Origin of the sequence: Bradyrhizobium sp. WYCCWR 12699 (assembly GCF_032144035.1) — a bacterium.
Classification (GTDB): Bacteria; Pseudomonadota; Alphaproteobacteria; order Rhizobiales; family Xanthobacteraceae; genus Bradyrhizobium.
Window position 1 is genome coordinate 301377 of record NZ_JAVTJN010000032.1, and the last position, 15636, is coordinate 317012.

The window sequence follows — 15636 nt, forward strand, 5'->3', positions numbered from 1 at the left end:
ACGGCCAAAAACCACTACGGTGGCGCCGATTCTATTGTTTGAGCATGATCTTTTCGGAAAACCGCTTCACACTTTTCCGGATCATGCTCGTTGCTCGAGGATGTCGTCGATGCGCGCGCTTCTGGTTTGTTCGACAGCCCTGTTGGCAGTTCTGCTGGCAGTTTCACCGGAGGTCGCCTCCGCCCAGATGAAGCTGTCGCCCAAGGCCACGGCGCCCGGTGGCGTGGAGACGCGCTATTTCACCTCGATCGACGGGCTGATGGACGGCAATGCCGACGTGATCCTGAAGGAGACCCGCCAGGGCAAGACGGTCACGGCGGCCGTGCTCGACGTCTGCTATCCCGTCGCGAAGAATTCCGACCGCAAGGACCGCTTCGTCGTCAATCTCCAGGTCGCGGGCCAGAACCTGACCGGCACCACGCAGAGCGTCGGTGAGAAGGCGCCCGTCAGCGTCAAGCTGCTGCGCAAGCAGAGCGGCGACACCTTCGAGTTTCGCGGCCAGATCAGCATCGGCCAGGTGGTGACCGAGGTCACCTCGCCCGACAATTCCGATCTCAGCGAGAAGGAATTTCAGGATAATCAGACCTCCGACGACGGCATCACGCCCCAGCCGAAGGATTTCACCGACGTCTCGCCGGAGGCGATTGCGGTCAAGGTGAAGCTCGACACTGCAACCGACTTCCTGAAGAGCCTGAAGGGCCAGGACGTCGAGGTGACGCTGGCGAGCCTCAATGTCGGCTGCGATGCGCTGCGCGCAGGCGAGCAGACCATCAACATGTCGGTCGATCCCGAGCGCGCCGGCGCGCTGCTGGCGAAGTTCAAGGCGACGCCAGGCGTCACCGCCGCGGGCTGGACCGCCGGAATGACCGAGATGGACCGCACGATCCGCTTTCCCGCGGCCGACTGGCGCGAGGGGGACAAGATCAACCGCAACAAGCTCGCGAGCACTGTTGCGAACGTCCTGAGCCGAACGCTCGCGGCAAAGCCGGTCTCGCAAAGCTTCAACCCCGCCACCGGCAAGCTCAAGCTGGTGTTCAAGCGGCCGAACCAGGATTTTCCCGCGCTCGAGCTGACCGACACGATCGAGGTCGCAGGCCTCGTCTCGCCGGACAAGCCCGGCACCACCGACAAGCTCATGCTCTGGATCGGCAGCCCCGCGACGACGACCGCCGACGAGAGCAGCGGGCCTAAGCTCAATCTCTCCGACGACGCCTCGGTGGACGAGGAAGGCGAGCAGCCCGACGACAACGGTTCGATCGAGGCGCTCGCCAAGGAGCTCAGGGGCCAGCGCTGGGACGCCGACAAGTCGGTGTGGAAATAGGCCGAGCTGTCGTGCCCCGGACGCAGCGCAGCACTTCAGTGATGCGCTGCTGAGCGGGGCCCAGAGCCACAAGCAAAGTCGCGGATGAAAGACTGGGTCCCGGCTCTGCGGCGCATCGCTTGCGCGCTGCGCCTTGTCCGGGACACGAGGGCAACGTTCGCGAGAGTTAATTCCCCGTCGTCCTGAAGCGCAGCGACTTCGGGCCGATCAGCGTCAGCACGTCGCCCTGGCGCTTCCAGGTCTCGACACTGGAGAGGGCCGCGACGAGCTCGTCGTCGGCCTGGGCTCTCGCCGGCGGGCAGGAGCGATCCTGGATCTGCCCGGGCACGAAGATCACGGTGTTGCCGGCGACCGAGAACTGGCCCTTGCCGCCCTTGCACCAGAGCTCAAGCACGACCTCGCCATGGTCGCCGATCTCGATGTTCGGAATCCGCTTGGAGCCTGCTTGCGGCAACGCTTCCAGCGTCATCTCGGTGCCGAACGGAAAGCCGTCCTCGGCACGCGCGAGCGTGGACATCGCGAGCATTGCAACCGCCGCACACACCATCTGCTTGAGCGAAACCATGAGACCTCTCGTCCGACCCGATTTGCGGCACCTTCTATAAGACGGCGGCCCCATTGAGAAGGTTCGCCCGCACGCAAAAATCCCCGCGGGGGGCGAACCTCGCGGGGATTTGTCGAAGCCGGACGTGGCCCGTTACTTCAGGACCAGCGCCGTGAACGGATAGACATAAGCCTGCAACGTCACGAGCACACCGACGAGGCAGGCCAGCACGATCGAGTGCCAGAACACGAAGCGCAGGATCGTGCCCTCGTGGCCGTACCAGTTGGTGGCGGTGGAGGCGACCACGATCGACTGCGCGTCGATCATCTTGCCCATGACGCCGCCGGACGAGTTCGCCGCCGCCATCAGCACCGGCGACAGGCCGAGCTGCTCGGAGGTGATCTTCTGCAGGTTTCCGAACAGCACGTTGGACGCCGTGTCCGATCCCGTCAGTGCGACGCCGAGCCAGCCGAGCAGCGTGCCGAAGAAGGGATAGAGCACGCCGGTTGCGGCGAACGCCAGACCCAGCGTCGCATCGACGCCGGAGAGCCGCGTCAAGGTGCCGATCGCGAGCATCGCGGAGATCGTGATCAGCGAGATCGCGCACAGGCGGATGGTGCGGCCGTATTCAGTCAAGAGCCGGCCGGGACCGACGCCCATCAGGACACCGGAGATGATCGCCGCGATCAGCATGCCCGTGCCGGTGAACGACAGATAGGTGAAGCCGAACACCGCGCTCTCTTTGGTCGGCCCCGGCGCCACCGGCGGCATCTTGTTGATCATCTGATGCAGCTCGGGCACGGGGTAGTTCCACACGAAGATCGAGTTCGCCCAGGTCTTGAAGGCGCCGTTGCCCCAGATCAGCATCACGATGCAGACGATGATCCACGGCAGCAGCGCGCTGAACAGCTCGCTCTGCGTCAGGGGCGTCTTGTCGAGCGGCTTGGCCGCCGCCATGGTGGCCGCCGATTCATCGCGGCCGCGCAGCGCCGGCGACAGCCAGAGCTGCCTGGGCTGCCAGACCTTCAGGAACAGGATCAACGCGCCCATCGAGATCAGCGAGGCGCCGATGTCGACGATCCAGGGATTGACGTAGTTCGAGATCACGAATTGCGGGACCGCGAACGAGATGCCGGTAACGAGGATCGCCGGCCAGACGTCCTTCATGCCCTTCCAGCCCGCGAACGCCCACACCACCCAGAACGGCACGATCAGCGAGAAGAACGGCAATTGCCGGCCGACCATGGCGCCGAGAATGTAGGGATCGAGCCCGGTGACCGAGGCGAGGCCCTGGATCGGCGTGCCCAGCGCGCCATAGGCGACCGGCGCGGTGTTGGCGATCAGCGACAGGCCTGACGCTGCGAGCGGCGAGAAGCCAAGGCCGATCAGAACCGCACCGGTGATCGCGACCGGCGTGCCGAAGCCCGAGGCACCCTCGAAGAACGCGCCGAAGGAGAATGCGATCAGCAGCAATTGCAGCCGCCGGTCCTCGGTGACGCCGCCGATGGCGCGCTTGAGCAATTCGAAGCGTCCCGTGCTCACCGTCACCTGGTAAAGGAAGATGACGTTGAGCACGATCCAGCCGATGGGGAAGAAGCCGGTGACGATGCCGAGCACCGAGGCCCGGATCGACATGTTGGCCGGCATGGTGAAGACGAAGATCGTGATCAGATTGGCCACGATCACGGCGATGATCGCCGCGATATGCGCCTGGACGCGGCCGCTCGCGATCAGGACCAGCAGCGTGACGACCGGCACCGCTGCCGCAATCGTCGACAGCACCGGGCTGTGCAAGGGATCATAGATTTGATTCCACATGGTCTTCCTCCCCCACGCATGTTTGCGGCAGGCGGCCCGCGTGGAGAGCCGAACCTGCTTGACGCTGAAGCGATAACCCCCGAGCTGGACGCGAATTCCTCGCGACTGTGGCGGTTCCCATCCGCTCACAAGCTCGCGAAATCCCGGAGCACCCCTACTCCGCGCCGTCGAGCACCATGCTAGGGTTGCCGGGTGCGACAAGACAACGCAAATTGCAGACCTTGCGACTTTAGTCTAAGCGCGCCGCTTTCCGCCATGGCTTCAAGTCCTTGGCTCCGGGCACTTGTCCACATTCCCCCGAGGAGACCCGCTCTGTGAAGAACATCAGCGCCACGCTCGCGATCGTCTGGCGAATCGCCGTCCCTTACTTCCGGTCGGAGGACAAATGGGCCGGCCGCGGCCTGCTCGCCGTCGTCGTCGCCATGGAGCTGGTCCTGGTCGCGATCAACGTGCTGCTCAATCAATGGCAGAACCGGTTCTACAGCGCGCTGCAAGCCTACGACCTGCCCGAGTTCATCAAGGAGGTCTGGATCTTCCTCGGCCTTGCCTTCACCTTCGTCGCGCTCGCCGTCTACAAGCTCTATTTGAACCAGTGGCTGCAGATCCGCTGGCGGCAATGGCTGACGCAACATTATCTCGGCGAATGGCTCGACGGCGCCACCCATTACCGCATGCAGCTCAAGGGCGATGCCGCCGACAATCCGGACCAGCGCATCACCGAGGACGTCAAGACCTTCGTCGAGCAGACGCTGACCATCGGCCTTGGCCTTCTGTCCTCGGTCGTGACGCTGGCCTCCTTCGTCGTCATCCTCTGGGGCCTGTCCTACAAGGCCCCCTTGTACATTTACGGCACCGATATCGTCGTCCCCGGTTTTCTGGTCTGGGCCGCAGTGGCGTATGCGATCGCCGGTACCGCGCTGACGCACTGGATCGGCGCCCCGCTCATCAATCTGAACTTCGAGCAGCAGCGCTTCGAGGCCGATTTCCGCTTCAACCTGATCCGCGTCCGCGAGAATTCCGAGCAGATCGCCCTTCTGAAAGGCGAGAACGCCGAGCGCGGGCGTCTGCTGCAGCGCTTCGGCTTCGTCATCGGCAATTGGTACGACATCATGAGCCGGACCAAGCGCCTGACCGCCTTCACGGCCAGCTACAGCCAGGCTGCCACATTATTTCCCTATGTCATGGTGGCGCCCGCCTATTTCGCCAAGCGCATCCAGCTCGGCGACATGATGCAGACCGGCTCGGCGTTCGGCAGCGTGCAGGACGCGCTGTCCTTCTTCGTCACCGCCTATCGCTCGCTCGCCGAGTGGCGTTCCGTGATTGCCCGCCTCGACGGCTTCGAGATGTCGGTCAGTTCGGCCGCCCACGGCGCGGCGCTCGAGCCGACCATCGACGTCGCGCCATCGCAGGGCAAGGCGATCGCGCTTGAGCAATTGCTGGTCAAGCTGCCGAACGGCACGCCTCTGGTCGCAGCCGACGGCTTCACGATCCAGCCTTCGGAGCGGGTGCTGGTGACCGGCCCCTCCGGCTCCGGCAAGTCGACACTGTTCCGGGCCATGGCCGGCATCTGGCCGTTCGGCACCGGAACGATCGCCATTCCTGAGAAGGCGAAGCTGATGATGCTGCCGCAGCGGCCGTATTTCCCGATCGGCCCGCTCGGCGACGCCGTCATCTACCCGGCCGGGCACGGCTCCATCGCGCCCGAGAAGATTCGCGACGCCCTGGTTGCGGTCGGCATGCCGCGCCTGGCGGAGCGGCTCGACGAGGACGGTCACTGGAACAGGACATTGTCGCTCGGCGAGCAGCAACGCCTTGGGCTCGCCCGCGCGCTGCTGCATGGGCCGGACTATCTCTTCCTCGACGAGGCGACCGCCTCGCTGGACGAACCATCCGAGGACCGGCTCTATCGGCTGCTGACGGAGAAGCTGCCACAGGCCACCATCGTCTCGATCGGCCACCGCTCGACGCTGGACGCCTTCCATACCCGCAAGGTGGCGTTGGTGCAGGACGACGAGATCCACGTCCTCGGCAAGGCCGGCGAGCCGGCCCGGGAGCCAAGCGCGGCGCGCTGAGCACCCGCCCTCAAAACAAAAGGGCGGCAGATTGCTCTGCCGCCCTGGTAGATGGTCTCGGGACGAAGCTTACTTCAGGTTCGTCATCGCCGTCAGGTCGAAAGACAGCTTGGCAATGCCGGTCGCACCGCACCACTTGGAGCCGACGCCCGACGGATTGATGCTGCTGAAGCTGCCGCTGAAGGTGGCGGTGTTGTCGCTGGTGAACGCGTTGCAGTTCGCCTTCGAAAGATCGGTGTCGGAGTAGCGAAGATCCAGCGTCGCGACCTTGTAGGTGAAGCCGACACCGATGTTCCAGGTGTTGTAGTCGGCATATTTGATGCCGTTCGGGAACGGACCGCCACCCAGCGGGCTGGCGATGCCGGTGCCGTAGAAGGAATCGGAGGTACCGAACCACTGACGGCCGAATTCACCCGACACGTACATGCCGACGCCGCTCGCGCCGAAGGTCGTGCTCGGCGCGGTCCACTTGGCGGTGACCGAGGTGTAGTTGCCCCAAGCGCCGGTGTTGAGGAAGTTCGGCGAATAGTACTCGTTGAGGCCGACGCTCCAGTTGTCGTTGATGGTGTAATTCACCTTGCCATAGACTTCGAAGAAGCTGACGTCCTTCTTCATGACGTTGCCGTTCACCAGGGCGTTGGTGGCGCACTCTGCGCTGAGCGCGTTGCCAGCGGTGTCGACGGGCGCGCCGTAATAGCAGGTCCCACCCGGATACAGGTAACCCCAGACGCCGATATCGAAGGCGAAGGCGCCGAAGGTCGGGCGGATACCGCCGTAGATGTCGATCTCGGCCGCGGCGCGGTTCGGGAAGGAGATGCTCTCACCGGCCACGCCGATATAGAGCTGGAAGTCCTTGGTGACGTTGTAGCGCGGCTCGAAATAGGCAGCGACCGATGGCTTGTGGTTCGACTGGGTGATACCGCGGAAGACGTAGTCGTTCATGATCGCGGCGCCGAAGGCGACATCCCACGGGTCGAAAGCAACCACCGGCGGGGCCTTCTTGGCCTTCACCGCCATGTCCGCCGCGAAAGCCGAACCCGTCGTCACCATTGCCAGCGCCGTTGCCAACAAAGCTACTTTCTTCATTTCGATCCCCATCACCAGTTCTTACCCAGTCGGATCCCGGAAGCCCCCCGGGGCGAACGACCCGCGCAAAATCGCGTTACCGCGACAATTTGGATTGAGGGATGTGGGCCGTGAAGCAAAAATCACGGGCATCTGCCGACTTTTTGGGCGTTTTGGCGATTCCACGAAAGGTTGTCGGGCTGTGTGTCTTCTCGATCACATTATATGCCTTCCAAAATGCACGGAGGGACCGTGCAAGTACGGGGAAGGCAGCCAGCGTGGCTGCCGGGCTACGAATCAGCCACGTAACGGAAAGGGCGGCTTCCGGAGGTAACCCATGGCGATGCAAAAAGGCCGCAGCGTCACCGCAGCGGCCCTCCCGTTGGCGATCGCCGTTCTGGCTGGGACCTAGCTCTGCTCCTCGGCCGGCGCCGCTTCCGCAGAAGACGAAGGCATCGCCCAACTTGTCTCGGCTGCCGGCTCGGGCGCGGGAGCCGGAGCAGGCGGCGGTGCTGACGGCTTCGGCGCGGGAGCTGCCTTCGCCTTCTTCGGTGCCGCCTTCTTCGGTGCAGCCGGCTTGGCGGCTTTCTTCACGGCCTTCTTGGCCGACTTCTTCGGAGCCGTCTTGGCGGCCTTCTTCCCAGCCTTCTTGGGGGCAGCCTTCTTCGATTTCTTGGCAGATTTCTTGGCAGATTTTTTGGCAGACTTCTTCGCGGACTTCTTGGCTGCCTTCTTTGCGGTTTTCTTCGCCGCTACAACCTTCTTGGCCTTTTTGGCCATCTTGCTTTTCTTCTTCTTCGCTTTCGCCATCGTGATCCTCCTGTTGCCGCCGAACAATGGTCGATCGGGCGTCTTCAGTCGTCACCCCCGGGAGGAAAGTTCAGGCCCTGAAAGCTCAACCTTGCGCGTTCAGTGCCGGCCGCGACCCGCCCGTAGCCCAATCGAGAAGCTCAATCGTGTGTACGACCGGAACTGACGTGCCACTGGCTATCTGCACCATGCAGCCGATATTGCCCGCGGCAATCATGTCCGGCTCGACGCTCGCGATGTTGGCGACCTTGCGATCGCGCAACCGGCCCGCAAGCTCGGGTTGGAGAATGTTGTAAGTCCCCGCCGAACCGCAACACAAATGGCTCTCCGGCACATCTTTCACCACGAATCCATTCTTGGAAAGCAATTCTTTCGGAAGGCTCGTGATTTTCTGCCCGTGCTGCAACGAACATGCGGAGTGATAGGCGACGACGATGTTGTCCTGTCGCGCAGGCGATTCCAATCCGAGGCCGGCGACGTATTCGGTGATGTCCTTGGCGAGCGCGGACACCTTCGCCGCGTCGGCCGCAAACGCCTTGTCCTCGCGCAGCAGATAGCCGTAGTCCTTGATCACGGTGCCGCAGCCGGACGTGGTGACGAGGATGGCGTCGAGCCCCTCGCCTGCCGCTTCCTTTTGCCAGGCGGTGACATTGGCGCGGGCGCGGGCCAGGGCGTCGTGGTCGTTGCCGAGATGATGGGTCAGCGCGCCGCAGCACTGCTCGTCCCTGACCAGGACGACCTCGATGCCGTGGCGGGTGAGGAGGCTGATGGCGGCCTGGTTGATGCGCGGCGCCAGCACCTGCTGGGCGCAGCCCTGGAGCAACGCGACGCGGCCGCGCTTCTTGCCGAGCGCCGCGAACACGCTGCCCGGCAGGGCGCCCCGCGCGGGCAGGCGCTGAGGGGCCAGCGCCAGCATTGCCTTGATGCGCTGGATCAGGCCGGGCGTAGCCGAGGGTCGCGGCGTCGGCAGGAACACGGCAAGCGGACGGGCCAGCCGCGCCAGCACCATGCTGATGCGAAAACGCTGCGGGTCCGGCAGCACGAAGGCCAGCACCTGGCGCAGCAGCCGCTCGGTCAGCGGCCGCTGATAACGCTGCTCGATCCTGACCCGGGCCTGGTCGACGAGGTGCATGTAGTTCACCCCCGAGGGGCAGGTCGTCATGCAGGCCAGGCACGACAGGCAGCGGTCGACATGCTTGACCACTTCCGCCGTCGGCGCCTGGTCCTTCTCCAGCATCTCCTTGATCAGATAGATGCGGCCGCGCGGGCTATCGAGCTCGTCGCCGAGCAGCACATAGGTCGGACAGGTCGCGGTGCAGAAGCCGCAATGGACGCAGGCGCGCAGGATCTTGTCGGCCTCGGCAATGTCGGGATCGGCGAGCTGCGTCAGGGAGAATTCGGTCTTCATGCCGTGGCGCCCCGCGTCAGCCGCCCCCGGTTGAGGATGGTCTTCGGATCGAAACTGGCGCGGACCCGCTCGCTCAGGGCGGCAACACCCGACGCCTGCGGATGGAACACATCGACATTGCGCCTGACGTCATCGACCGCCCGGATCAGCGTAGCGTGCCCGCCGAGCGCATTGGCACGCGCGCGCACCATCGGGCCATGCGCGTCATCCTTCGGCGGCAATGCGGCCCAGATCAGGCCGCCGCCCCAATCGTAGATCACCTCGCCCCCCGTCTCGCTCGCCAATTGCGTGCCGAGCACCGCACCGGAGGCCGGCGGACACACGATCCGCCAGACCGGCCAGGCGCCGAGCGCGCCGCTGGCCGCGAACGGCAGCACGTCGCGGATCGTGGCCCATAGCGCCGCGGAAGCCGCGTCCTCGATCAGCGTCGCGGTGCCAAACGGCGCCAGCAATTCACGCAGCGAGCCGGCGCGATGGGCGGCGGAGGCCGTGATGCCTTCGAGCCGCAGCATGGTCAGCGCCTCGCCCTGGCCTGCGATGTCGCCGAGCCCCTCGGTCTCGGCCCGGAGCGCCGATTTCGGCAGATGCGCGGCAGCCGAGACGTCGAAGGGCGAGCCGAGCGCCGCGGTCATGGCCTTGTTGGCGATGGCATCGTCGAGCCCGCGCAGCAGCAGCGTCCGCTCCGCCTCGGGCTTCGGCATCACCTTCAGCGTGACCTCGGTCATGACCGACAAGGTGCCCCAGGATCCCGCCAAGAGCTTGCAGAGGTCGTAGCCGGTGACGTTCTTCACCACCTTGCCGCCGGTCTTGAAGCTGTCGCCGAAGCCGGAGACGGCGTGCGCCCCCAAGAGGTGGTCGCGCGCCCCGCCCGCCCTGATCCGGCGCGGACCGGCGAGCCCGGCTGCGATCATGCCGCCGATGGTGCCTGATGGCGGCATGCCGAGCAGCGGCGCCGTGTCCATCGGCTCGAAGGCGAATTGCTGGTTCTTGGCATCGATCAGCGACAGCACGTCGGCCAGCGGCGCGCCGGCCTGGAGGGTGATGATGAGCTCGTTCGGCTCATAGGAGGTGATCGCATTCAGCGCGGAGAGGTCGAGCACCGCGTTGGTTGCCATCGCATGGCCGATGCTGCGCTTGCTGCCATGACCGATGATCTCGAGCGGCTGCTCGTTGGCAATCGCCGCGCGCACCACCTCTTCGACGTCTTTGGCATCTCTGACTTTAAGCGTATCCACGGTAGAGGCGGTACCCAAGTTCAGAATGAAAAGCAATTCGACGCTTGCAGCGATCGCGTTAGAACCGCGGCAGATCCGGAAACGCGAGCTTGCCCGCATGGACATGCATGCGGCCGAGCTCGGCGCAGCGATGCAGGGTCGGAAATACCTTTCCGGGATTGAGCAGGCCCTGGGAATCGAAAGCGCATTTCAGCCGTTGCTGCTGGTTGAGGTCGATCTCGCTGAACATGTCGGGCATCAGGTCGCGCTTCTCGATGCCGACGCCGTGCTCGCCGGTGAGCACGCCGCCGAACTCGACGCAGGCGCGCAGGATGTCGGCGCCGAACGCCTCGGCGCGCTCGATCTCGCCGGGCTTGTTGGCATCGTAGAGGATCAACGGGTGCAGATTGCCGTCGCCGGCGTGGAACACGTTGGCACAGCCGAGCTGGTATTTTTCGCCGAGCTCACGGATGCGCGCCAGCGCCTTCGGCAGCGCGCCGCGGGGAATGGTGCCGTCCATGCAGAGATAATCGGGCGAGATGCGGCCGACCGCCGGAAACGCCGCCTTGCGGCCGGCCCAGAACAGGTTGCGCTCGGCCTCGGAATTGGAGATCTGCAGCGTCACCGAGCCGCAGCCTCGCGCGATGGTCTCGACCCGCGTGATCAGCTCGTCGACCTCGATCTTGGGGCCGTCGAGCTCGATGATGAGCAGCGCCTCGACGTCGAGCGGATAGCCGGCATGCACGAAGGCTTCGGCCGCGTGAATCGCCGGCTTGTCCATCATCTCCATGCCGCCGGGGATGATGCCGGCGCCGATGATGCGCGCCACGCATTCGCCGGCCGCCTCGACCTCGGCAAAGCCGACCATCAGCGCGCGCGCCGTCTCCGGCTTCTGCAGGATGCGGACCGTGATCTCGGTGATGACACCGAGCAGGCCTTCGGAGCCGGTGATGACACCCATCAGGTCGTAGCCGGCATTCTCGCACCCCTTGCCGCCGATGCGCAGGATCTCGCCGCTCATCAGCACGATTTCGCAGCCGAGCACGTTGTTGGTGGTCATGCCGTATTTGAGGCAGTGCACGCCGCCGGAATTTTCCGCGACATTGCCGCCGATCGAGCAGGCGATCTGCGAGGACGGATCGGGCGCGTAGTAGAAGCCGGCATGAGCGACCGCCTGGCTGATGGCGAGGTTGGTGACGCCGGGCTCGGTGACGACGACGCGGTTGTCGAAATCGATCTCGCGGATGCGCTTGAACTTGCCGAGTCCGAGCAGCACGCCGTCTTCCAGCGGCAGGGCCCCGCCTGACAGCGATGTGCCGGAGCCGCGCGGCACAACCTTGATACCTTGCCCTGCACAATATTTCAGGATGAGCGCGACCTGCTCGGTCGTCTCGGGCAGCACCACGACCATCGGCGGCTGCCGATAGGCCGTGAGCCCGTCGGATTCATAGGCCCGCATTTCGGCCGGCGTATCGATCACGCCCTCGCCGGGGACGATTGCGCGCAGCGCGGCAACGATCTCAGCGCGCCGCGCAAGCACGGCCTGGTCGCTCGCGGGCATCATAATGGCCATGACTTATCCTTCCGGCTCACGCCGCATGATCGATTTTGTCTCGGCAAATCAATCACGTCCGCGCCCGTTTGGGTAGGCTATCCGAAAGTCGGATCGACGATCCCTCACCAGTTCGCTCTGGGACAAGTCGGAAATCATGAAACCTGTCATGGTTTGGTGGCTTGTCCAAGCCGAGCAGGCCTGCCAAAACCGGCAGGTCGGGCGATTGCCGATCCGGCAAGAGACCGACCAGGCCAGACCCACCAGGGAAGAGACGAAGAGCATCCGATGACAAAATTGACCTTTGGCGCACTGACGATCCTCACCATGATTGCCACCGCACCCGCCGCGATGGCGCAGGATGTCGCGGCCGGCAAGACATCGTTCAACAAATGCCTGGCCTGCCACGCGATCGGCGAAGGCGCCAAGAACAAGGTCGGCCCCGAGCTCAACGGCCTCAACGGCCGCAAGTCGGGCACCGTCGAAGGCTACAGCTATTCGGACGCGAACAAGAATTCCGGCATCACCTGGAACGAGGCCGTGTTCAAGGAATACATCAAGGACCCCAAGGCCAAGATCCCCGGCACCAAGATGGCGTTCGCCGGCATCAAGAACGAGACCGAGATCAACAATCTCTGGGCCTACGTCTCCCAGTTCGACAAGGACGGGAAGACCAAGCAGTAAGCCCGCAAAAGACAGTCGCTGCAGCTTCGGGCTCCGACCCAATCAGGACCGAAGCTGCAGTTTTTGTTTGGCGCCCGCTCTCCATGGCGTCATCGCGATAATCCAGTGCACATCCCGGCTGCAGTGCCGTAGCGTGAGCAAAGGCGCAAAGCGCCGTGCCCACGATCTCAGCCCGGAGCAGCGTTCACTCGAAAGCGCTCTAATCGGCCGCCGCTTGCGCCGGGACGATTCTTCCGATCAACGCCTCGATCTCCGTCTTCACCAGATCCGGCACCGCGTTCTGCACCATGTGGCCTAGATCGGGCAGCACGATCAGCTTCGCATTCGGCACCATGGCCGCGAACGGGCGGGCGTGGATGGCGGTCCTCACCGTCTTGTCGGGCTCGCCGGCGATGATGGTGACCGGGGCTTTGATCTCGCCATAGCGCGGAGCCTGCGCGGCGACGGCTTGCTTCAGCGTCACCAGATCATAGGCGTTGGCGATGAATTGGCGCGGGCGCAGCAGCAGGGGCGTTGCGGACTCCTGCACGAAACCATCAGGCATCACCTGCGGCAGGAACACGCTGCGCGCACCGGCGTCAGTGAGGAAATAACCGAGCGGCAGGGTGATGGTGTAGGCGAGCAGCGGCCCGATCACCGGCGTCGCGATGATCTCGTTGTAACGGCCGACACCGCCGCGCCAGGGATGGGTGACGGGCGCGAGCATGACGAGGCCCGCGACGCGGGTCTGATGATCGAGCGCCAGCCGCGCGCCGAGCGCGCCGCTCCAGGAATGCACGACGAAGACCGCGCGCGCGATCCCGAGCTTGCCAAGCGCCTCGTCGATCATCCGCGCCTGGACCTGCGGGGTGGAATCCTCGCGCCGCGCGCGCGTGCTCCAGCCATGGCCGGGACGATCCACCAGGATGACGCGATGGGTCCTGGCGAGGAGGTCGCCCAGCGGGCGCCGCATCGCTTCGAGATTGGCACTTGCGCCGTGCAGCATCACGATCGGCACCCCCGCATCGCGCGGGCCGATGTCGACGACGTGAAGCACAGCGCCCTCGACCTCGACCATCTCGCCCTGCGGCGGAAAGGCGCGCTGCACGGCGACGATTCCGGCCTGCGTGACCAGCGCCAGGACAACCAGCGCCGTCACGACTGACATCACGATCATGGAGATAATCCGGGAGATCCAGGGCACAGGGCAGCTACGGGTCCGATGGGTGGCAGTTTCGCGGCCTCGGCTTTCGTTGCGTCCACCGAAAATGCCGGGGCTGTGGATATGTGCATAATTGCGGAACGTAAAAACTCAATGGAATCAACAATATTCCAAGAGGGCACGCAAGCCTCGGAACAGCTTCATGCGGCCGTCATCGCGGTTTCCTTATAATCGCCATGGTCGGTTCCGCCATCTAGGCGCGGGTGGGCGCCGATCTTCCTCGCAGGCCTCAGGGGATGTGGGAAAGATCGGCAGAAATTGTCCTGGTTTGAACCGGAGGAATTTCGATGAGCTTCAGATCAAACGACACTGCGATCGACGAAATCGTCGCGAGCTGCAACGGCGACCTGCGCGGTGCCGTGCGGGCGCTGCTGCTGATCAACGAGCATCTCGAGACGGAGCTGGCAAAGGCTTACGCCGCAGCCGCCGATCGCGGCCTCGTCGAGCGCGGCGGCAGCGTCTTGCATTAGCTCGTCCTGCATCAGCTCGTCTTGCATCAGCTGCAGGCTAGTTCGTACCGTCCTCGTCCTTTTCCTCGTCCGGCGTGAGCGCGGGACAGACGCGAATCGTCGAACGGGCAAGCTTGGCATCGGCCCTGGATTTGTAGGGACCGTCGCCGAACCAGATATCGCCGATGATGACCGGATTGCTGGTCACGATGTTGCACTTTCCGGTGGCGCGGTTGCCGACCACCCAGAACAGTCCGTCGGCGAAGCTCACCGTCCCCGACGCCAGCAGCAAGCACCCCGCAAAGATCAAACGCTTCATGGCTTTCGCTCCTGCCATGCAGGTAGGCTCGCGGCGGCGCCGGCAATAGTGCTCACGATGCCGCGCTTCCGATCGTGGTTAATCCATGCGGGCTGCAATCGCTCGAAAGCTGATCGAGTTGTTCGGCTAGATATCGCGTCCCTCGACCTTCTCGGTCAGCGCCTTGACCTGGTCGGGGATCTTCTCGAGATGCGGATTGACGGCGAGCGCCTTGCGGTAGGCGTCGAGCGCGCGCTTCTCGTCACCGACCTCCTGCATGATCATGCCGAGACCTGCGAGCGCGCCGAAATGGCGCGGCTCCCGGACCAGCACCTGCTGGATATCCGCGAGCGAGCGGCCATAGTCGTTCTGCATGTAGTAGAGAGTGGCGCGCCGGTTCCAGGCCTCGATGTAGTCGGGCCTGAGCTTGATGACAGAGTCCAGGAGCTTGATCGCGACCTCGATCTTCTTGGCGTCGACCGCGGTCTTGGCGCGCGCCATCAGCAAGGACGCGGTGTCGCTCGGCGTCTGCAGCCAGATCGCCCAGATCCGCGCTTCGACATGCTTGGCGCTGGCCTCGTCGGGCGCCGCCTTCAGCGCGCCGAACAGGAAATCCAGATTCTTGGTGCGATCGACCTTCGGCAGCTTGGCCGGCGCTTCGGGAAGCTTCTTCTGCTTGCCGGGGGGTTCAGCCTGCTGTGCCAAGGCCGGCGCGAGCCCAGCGGTTCCCAGCACGAGGGCCAGACACAGGGTGCGCGCGAAAAGGAATCTCACTGCCATGGTGAAAGTCTAAACGCGCAAAGCCGCCCTTGCAAAGCAAAGGCGGCGTCAAACTCGTGTGAGCCGTGGTCTTGCGGAGCGCGTCAGGCGTCCGGCAGGGCAATATCAGCCTTTGCTGATCAGCCCTGGCGAGCCTTGAAGCGGCGCTGCACCTTGTTGATCACATAGACCCGGCCCTTGCGGCGGACCAGGCGGTTGGCGCGATGGCGACCGCGCAGCGATTTCAGCGAGTTACGGACCTTCATGGCGGAATCCTGAACGTTCGAAAGGCCGTGTTCGGCACTACCGTTGCGGCACGCGCGAATGTGGCAAAATGAGATTTTTCCCGCTGGCGGACGACCGCCCGGGACGGGGCGGTTCTTAAGGCATGGCGGGAGGTCATGTCAATGTTAACTGCCGCGTTCCCAGCCGGCAAATTCT

At 64.4% G+C, this 15636-nt stretch carries 15 protein-coding genes; 4 read left to right on the forward strand and 11 right to left on the reverse strand.

What is annotated here, in order from left to right:
- Positions 1 to 109: 109 nt before the first annotated feature.
- A complete protein-coding gene (locus RPS27_RS16255; protein WP_211418538.1) occupies positions 110 to 1321 on the forward strand; it encodes a hypothetical protein in 1212 nt (403 codons plus the stop codon).
- A 166-nt stretch (positions 1322 to 1487) separates the two neighbouring features.
- Here the strand turns inward: RPS27_RS16255 and RPS27_RS16260 are convergent, their stop codons facing one another.
- Together RPS27_RS16260 and RPS27_RS16265 are read right to left on the reverse strand one after the other, a co-directional pair.
- Positions 1488 to 1886, reverse strand: a complete 399-nt coding sequence (locus RPS27_RS16260) for an META domain-containing protein (protein WP_212067953.1) — start codon at positions 1884 to 1886, stop codon at positions 1488 to 1490.
- Positions 1887 to 2018: 132 nt separating this feature from the next.
- Entirely contained in the window at positions 2019 to 3683 is a 1665-nt protein-coding gene (locus tag RPS27_RS16265) for an L-lactate permease (RefSeq protein WP_212067952.1), read from the reverse strand.
- A gap of 314 nt (positions 3684 to 3997) precedes the next feature.
- Here RPS27_RS16265 and RPS27_RS16270 point away from each other — a divergent pair, with 314 nt between their 5' ends.
- Entirely contained in the window at positions 3998 to 5755 is a 1758-nt protein-coding gene (locus tag RPS27_RS16270) for an ABC transporter ATP-binding protein/permease (RefSeq protein ID WP_211418541.1), read from the forward strand.
- A gap of 69 nt (positions 5756 to 5824) precedes the next feature.
- Here the strand turns inward: RPS27_RS16270 and RPS27_RS16275 are convergent, their stop codons facing one another.
- The 5 genes from RPS27_RS16275 to RPS27_RS16295 all read right to left on the reverse strand — a co-directional run bounded on the left by RPS27_RS16275 (position 5825) and on the right by RPS27_RS16295 (position 11825).
- Positions 5825 to 6841: a TorF family putative porin gene (locus RPS27_RS16275; protein ID WP_194406020.1), complete on the reverse strand. Its 1017-nt coding sequence runs from the start codon at positions 6839 to 6841 to the stop codon at positions 5825 to 5827.
- A 76-nt stretch (positions 6842 to 6917) separates the two neighbouring features.
- The gene (locus RPS27_RS16280) at positions 6918 to 7685 is read right to left on the reverse strand and encodes a hypothetical protein (protein WP_313754134.1); all 768 of its coding nucleotides are present in this window, start codon (positions 7683 to 7685) and stop codon (positions 6918 to 6920) included.
- Between the two features lie 30 nt (positions 7686 to 7715).
- On the reverse strand, positions 7716 to 9038 hold the full coding sequence (glcF, locus tag RPS27_RS16285; RefSeq protein WP_212067950.1) for a glycolate oxidase subunit GlcF: 1323 nt from the start codon (positions 9036 to 9038) through the stop codon (positions 7716 to 7718).
- Positions 9035 to 10273: an FAD-binding protein gene (locus RPS27_RS16290; protein ID WP_212067949.1), complete on the reverse strand. Its 1239-nt coding sequence runs from the start codon at positions 10271 to 10273 to the stop codon at positions 9035 to 9037. Before RPS27_RS16290 ends, glcF begins: the two co-directional genes overlap by 4 nt.
- A 58-nt stretch (positions 10274 to 10331) precedes the next feature.
- Complete coding sequence (locus RPS27_RS16295; protein ID WP_212067948.1) at positions 10332 to 11825, reverse strand: FAD-linked oxidase C-terminal domain-containing protein; 1494 nt, start codon at positions 11823 to 11825, stop codon at positions 10332 to 10334.
- 267 nt (positions 11826 to 12092) lie between these two features.
- Here RPS27_RS16295 and cycA point away from each other — a divergent pair, with 267 nt between their 5' ends.
- Entirely contained in the window at positions 12093 to 12488 is a 396-nt protein-coding gene (gene cycA, locus RPS27_RS16300) for a cytochrome c-550 CycA (RefSeq protein WP_194406015.1), read from the forward strand.
- A 199-nt stretch (positions 12489 to 12687) separates the two neighbouring features.
- Here the strand turns inward: cycA and RPS27_RS16305 are convergent, their stop codons facing one another.
- Positions 12688 to 13644, reverse strand: coding sequence for an alpha/beta fold hydrolase (locus RPS27_RS16305; protein WP_212067947.1), 957 nt, complete (start codon positions 13642 to 13644; stop codon positions 12688 to 12690).
- 332 nt (positions 13645 to 13976) lie between these two features.
- On the opposite strand from RPS27_RS16305, the gene RPS27_RS16310 reads away from it, so the two are divergent.
- Positions 13977 to 14159 carry a hypothetical protein gene (locus RPS27_RS16310; protein ID WP_194406013.1) on the forward strand — a complete coding sequence of 61 codons (183 nt, stop codon included), beginning with the start codon at positions 13977 to 13979 and terminating at the stop codon, positions 14157 to 14159.
- Between the two features lie 37 nt (positions 14160 to 14196).
- Here the strand turns inward: RPS27_RS16310 and RPS27_RS16315 are convergent, their stop codons facing one another.
- The 3 genes from RPS27_RS16315 to ykgO form a co-directional block, all read right to left on the reverse strand.
- Complete coding sequence (locus tag RPS27_RS16315) at positions 14197 to 14457, reverse strand: hypothetical protein (protein ID WP_194406012.1); 261 nt, start codon at positions 14455 to 14457, stop codon at positions 14197 to 14199.
- A gap of 126 nt (positions 14458 to 14583) precedes the next feature.
- Positions 14584 to 15216 carry a tetratricopeptide repeat protein gene (locus tag RPS27_RS16320; protein WP_211418547.1) on the reverse strand — a complete coding sequence of 211 codons (633 nt, stop codon included), beginning with the start codon at positions 15214 to 15216 and terminating at the stop codon, positions 14584 to 14586.
- A gap of 119 nt (positions 15217 to 15335) precedes the next feature.
- Complete coding sequence (gene ykgO, locus RPS27_RS16325; RefSeq protein WP_006611362.1) at positions 15336 to 15461, reverse strand: type B 50S ribosomal protein L36; 126 nt, start codon at positions 15459 to 15461, stop codon at positions 15336 to 15338.
- Positions 15462 to 15636 lie beyond the last annotated feature (175 nt).